Origin of the sequence: Bradyrhizobium sp., assembly GCF_016462955.1 — a bacterium.
In the GTDB taxonomy this organism is placed as follows: domain Bacteria; phylum Pseudomonadota; class Alphaproteobacteria; order Rhizobiales; family Xanthobacteraceae; genus Bradyrhizobium.
The window spans coordinates 1-4,613 of record NZ_JAEMSD010000525.1 but is presented as its reverse complement, the minus strand read 5'-3'; the positions used below and the strand labels follow the sequence as shown (position 1 = coordinate 4,613).

Genomic DNA, 4,613 nt, shown 5'->3' with positions numbered 1-4,613 from the left:
TCCATCGGCTCGCCGAAAGCAAAGCCTTGCGCGTATTCGCAGCCCATCTGGTAGAGCTCGACTGCATCGGAATCGGTCTCGGCGCCCTCCGCCACCACGTCCATGCCGAGATCGTGCGCCAGCGCGATGATCGACTTCAGGATCACCGGGCGGGTGCCGCGGCTGGTGGTGCGCACGAAGGACTGGTCGATCTTGATGGTGTCGAACGGGAAACGCTGGAGATAGGCGAGCGAGGAATGACCGGTGCCGAAATCGTCGAGCGACAGCCCGGTGCCAAGCTCGCGGATTCGCGTCAGCATCTGTGCCGCGTGCTCCGGATTCTCCATCACCAGCGATTCCGTCAGTTCGAGCTTGAGCGTGCCGCGCGCCACCGAGGAGCGCGACAGCACGGTGCGGATGTCGTGGATCAGGTCGTGGCGCAGCAGCTGCCGCGAGGAGACGTTGACGGAGGCGAAGATTGGCTCGCGCGAGCGCATCGCGCGCTGCCACACCGAGAGCTGCTTTGCGGTCTGGTCGAGCACGAACATGCCGAGGTCGACGATCAGCCCGGTCTCCTCGGCGATGGTGATGAATTCCGAAGGTGCCATGCGGCCGAGCTTGGGGTGGTCCCAGCGCGCCAGGGCCTCGAAGCCGGCGATTGAGCGATCCTCCAGCCGCACGATCGGCTGGTACAGGATGGTGATCTCCTGCCGCTCGATGGCGCGGCGCAATTCGCTCTCCAGCGTCAGGCGATCGGTCTTCCGCGCCCGCATCGCCGGCTTGTAGACGTCGATGCGGTCGCCGCCGATACGCTTGGAGTGATACATCGCCAGCTCGGCGTCCTTGATGATCTCGTCCGTGAGCTGGGTTTGCGGATCGGAGAGCGCGAGGCCGATCGAGGCGGTAAGGAAGATCTCGCGGTCGTTGAAGGCGATCGGCGCGCGGATGGTCTTGCGGATGGTCTCGGCGAAGGCGGTGATGCGGGCCGGGTCCTGCTCGGAGAGCAGGATCAAGCCGAACTGGTCTCCGGCCATCCGCGCCAGCGTGTCCTGCGGCTTCAGGATGCGGGTGAGGCGGCGGGCCAGCGTCAGCAGGATGGAATCGCCGACCGCGATGCCGACGGAATCGTTGACCTGCTTGAAGCGGTCGAGATCGATCACCATCAGCGTCGGCCGCAACGTCGGCATGGTCTTGGCGAAATGTGCGACCGCACCCAGCCGGTCCATGAACAGCTTGCGGTTGGGCAGGCCGGTGAGGTTGTCGTGCACGGAATCGTGTAGCAGGCGCTCTTCCGCGTTGCGCAGCTCGGTGACGTCGGTGAGCGTGCCGACCACGCGCGAGACTTCGCCGTCGGAGCCGACCACCGGGCGGGCCTTCAGCGCGAACCACATGAAATGGCCGTCCGGCGTGCGCAGGCGGAAATCCTGCACGAGGCGGCCGCGGCGCTGGTCCAGCACGCTATCGAGCGCGGCGCGGAAACGGTCTTGGTCGAGCGGATGCAGCACCTCGAGCCAGGATGCGGCCGGGCCTTCGAGCGTACCGCGCTTCAGTCCGAGCAGGGCTTCGGTCTCGGGGCTGGTGAACACCTTGTCGGCGGACACGTCCCAGTCCCAGATCAGATCGCCGGAACCGGCCAGCGCCAGCGCGCGCCGCTCGATATCGGACACGACGCCAGTGGTGGCGCCGCCGCCGGCAAAGGCGTGCTGCATCACGGTGAAGCCGATCAGCATCACGATCAGCACGAGGCCGCCGAGCAGGGCAGGGCCGACGATGTCGTTGGTGACGGAGCCGGCCACGGTCATGCCGGCCGCGACCACCCATACGACGAGCAGGAACCAGGTCGGGATCAGGAGCACGGCGCGGTCGAAGCCGTGGGTGGAGAGATAGACGATCAGCGCAAAGCCGGCGAAGGCGATCAGCACCAGCGAGATGCGGGCTATGCCGGAGGCCACCGCCGGATCGAACAGCGCCAGCGCGACGAGCGAGCCGAGGAAGGCGAGCCAGCCGATCGTGATGTGCGAATAGCGCACGTGCCAGCGGCTGAGATTGAGATAGGCGAACAGGAACACCAAGAGCGTGGCCGCCAGGATCGCCTCGCCCGCCGCGCGCCAGATGCGCTCGGCGTTGTTCGACATGTCGAGCACCTTGCCCCAGAAGCCGAAATCGACGCCGATGTAGACAAGCACCGCCCAGGCCAGCGCCGCGGCGGCCGGGAACATGATGCTGCCCTTCACCACGAACAGAATGGTGAGGACGAGCGCCAGCAGCCCGGAGATGCCGATCACGATGCCTTGGTACAGCGTGAAGGAGTTGACCTTGTCCTTGTAGGCTTCGGGCTCCCACAGATAGAGCTGCGGCAGCTTGTCGGTGCGCAGCTCGGCCACGAAGGTGACGACGGCGCCGGGGTCGAGCGTGATCCGGAACACGTCCGCGGTGGCGCTTTCCTGCCGCTCCGGCCGGTCGCCGATCGAGGGCGTGATGGTGGCGATGCGCGACAGGCCGAGATCGGGCCACAACAGCCCCGACGAGACGATGCGGTAATGGGGGGCGACGATCAGGCGGTCGAGCTGGTCGTCGGTGTTGTTGGCGAGCGCGAACACCACCCAGTTCTGGCCGCCTTCGCGGGCGCGCACCTCGATCCGGCGGACGATGCCGTCGGTGCCGGGCGCGGTGGAGACCTGGATGCGATCGGCATCGCTGCGCTGATGCTCGAGCACGCCGGTGAGGTCGATCGCGGGCGCGTCGCTGCGGACGCTGACGGCGTCGAGCGCGCGCGCGGGATACGCGGCGACGAGAATCATGAGGCCCAGCGCGATGGGCGCGAGGCACCTGATCAGACGCAAGGTCAGCTCTCCGCGTTCGACGCAAACTCGTCAGTGCAAGGCAAGTCTAGAAGGCGATGCCAGACCGGACCCAAGTGGTTCGGCGCGTCGCGATAGATGCCACGAAAGCAAGGAAAATCAAAGGGTTTCCGGCTCGTCCTGTGGGCCGGTGGCCTAGGCCTCCAACACAATTTTGCCAATATGTGCGCTCGTTTCCATACGCCGATGGGCATCCGCCGCCTTTTCCAGCGGGAAAGTGCTGTCCATCACCGGCTTGATGCGGCCTTCGCGCAAAAGTGGCATCACTTTCTGCTCGATCGCGGCCACCATCGCCGCCTTGTCCGCATTACTACGGGGGCGCAAGGTCGAGCCGGTATGGGTCAGGCGCTTGACCATGACCTTGGCGATATTGACGGTGATCTTGGGGCCGTTGAGGGTCGCGATCTGCACGATGCGGCCGTCCACCGCGGCCGCATCATAGTTGCGATCGACATAGTCGCCGGCGACCATGTCGAGGATCAGGTTGACGCCAGCGCTGTTGGTCTCTTCCTTCACCACGGCGACGAAATCTTCCGTCTTGTAGTTGATGGCGCGGTCGGCCCCCAGCTTGAGGCAGGCATCGACCTTGTCCTGCGATCCCACGGTGACGAACACTTTTGCGCCGAAGGCCTTGGCGAGCTGGATCGCCATGGTGCCGATGCCGGACGAGCCGCCATGGATCAGCAGCGTCTCGCCCTCCTTGAGGCCGCCACGCTCAAACACGTTGTGCCAGACGGTCATCAGGGTTTCCGGCAGCGCGCCGGCTTCCTTGATCGACAAGGCCGGCGGCACGCTCATGGCCTGGGCATCCTGGGCGATGCAATACTGCGCATAGCCGCCGCCGGCGACCAGCGACATCACCTTGTCGCCGACCTTGTGCCGCTTGGCGTTGCTGCCGACCGCGACCACTTCGCCCGCAATCTCCAGGCCCGGCAGGTCGCTTGCGCCGGGCGGCGGCGGATAGGCGCCGGAGCGCTGCGCCACGTCGGGCCGATTCACGCCGGCAGCCATTACCTTGACCAGGATCTCGTCGGGACCAGGCTGCGGAATGCTGCGTTGTTCCGGCACCAGCACCTCCGGTCCGCCGGGCTTGGAAATGGCGACCACGGTCATTTGCGCGGGCAGCTTGTCCATGATGTGTCCTTGAGCAAAGGTACGGGATAACGAGGCCCTTGCTTAGCCAGCGTCATCCGCCCTGGCAACCGCCCAAGCCCGCTTGATCGACGCGAACGCAGGAGGAACGAGAATGGCCATGGAAGACGACGACCGCCCGCGCAAGAAGATCAGCCACGAGATCGGCCAGGACCTTTCGCTGTTGTCCGTGGAGGAACTGACCGAGCGCGTCGCGCTGCTCAAGGCCGAGATCGCAAGGCTGGAAGAAGCCGCCACCAAAAAGCGCGCCTCGCGCGATGCGGCGAACAGTATTTTCAAGTCGTGACCTCTCCGTCGTCATTCGGGGGCGGCGCATCAGCGCCGAGCCCGGAATCCATAACCCCAGGAAATCGAAACGGGGCACGCTGGAAGAGGCGGGCCGCCCCATCCGTTCGTGGCTATGGATTCCGGGCTCGTGACTTCGTCACGCCCCGGAATGACGGCGGTGCGCTTGTTCCGCGCCTCACTCGGCCACTGGCCGACATGGCTAATGAACTCTCAAGAAATTCGCTCGTTTACTTCGAATTAAGCTTTCGGGTTTATGACTGGAGCTGTCCTCGTTTGGACACCGAGTGGCTCCTGTCCACTCTGTTTGACGCCTCCCTGTTATCAACTTTCAAA

At 65.2% G+C, this 4,613-nt stretch carries 3 protein-coding genes; 1 reads left to right on the top strand and 2 read right to left on the bottom strand.

The window, feature by feature from the left end; translation table 11 throughout:
• Nucleotides 1-2,822 (bottom strand): EAL domain-containing protein (locus JHD07_RS33450; protein WP_291629911.1); only part of this gene is annotated, 2,822 nt, incomplete at its 3' end.
• Between the two features lie 153 nt (nt 2,823-2,975).
• Complete coding sequence (locus JHD07_RS33445) at nt 2,976-3,974, bottom strand: NAD(P)H-quinone oxidoreductase (protein WP_291629909.1); 999 nt, start codon at nt 3,972-3,974, stop codon at nt 2,976-2,978.
• Nucleotides 3,975-4,086: 112 nt separating this feature from the next.
• On the opposite strand from JHD07_RS33445, the gene JHD07_RS33440 reads away from it, so the two are divergent.
• Nucleotides 4,087-4,278, top strand: a complete 192-nt coding sequence (locus JHD07_RS33440) for a DUF1192 domain-containing protein (RefSeq protein ID WP_291629907.1) — start codon at nt 4,087-4,089, stop codon at nt 4,276-4,278.
• Nucleotides 4,279-4,613: the final 335 nt, after the last annotated feature.